This window comes from Monashia sp. HAY1-2A (assembly GCF_056755315.1).
In genome coordinates this window covers 1-254 of the sequence record NZ_JBNDHY010000564.1, presented here as the reverse complement: position 1 = coordinate 254, position 254 = coordinate 1, and the positions used below count along the sequence as shown (strand labels likewise).

1 protein-coding gene is annotated in these 254 nt (G+C 66.9%); it reads left to right on the top strand.

The annotated features are described in order from the left end of the window. The coding region (locus tag ACPYOM_RS23085) for an SDR family NAD(P)-dependent oxidoreductase (protein WP_481347758.1) at nt 1-254 on the top strand (254 nt) is incomplete at both ends.

Sequence of the window (254 nt, the reverse complement as noted above, 5' to 3'; positions counted from 1 at the left end):
CTGGCACCGCGCGCGATTCGACGTCCTGATCAACAACGGCGGCGTGCAGGTGGCGCAGCCGACGCTGCAGGCGACGCCCGAGGCCTTCGACCAACTGGTCGACGTGCACTTCAAGGGTGTGTTCTTCCTGACGCAGCAGTTGGTGCCGCTGATCGCGAATCCCGGGGCGATCGTCAACATCTCCAGCGGCACCGCGCGCTTCTACGTGCCGGAACGCGCGATCTACAGCGCGGTGAAGGGGGCGGTGGAGGTGC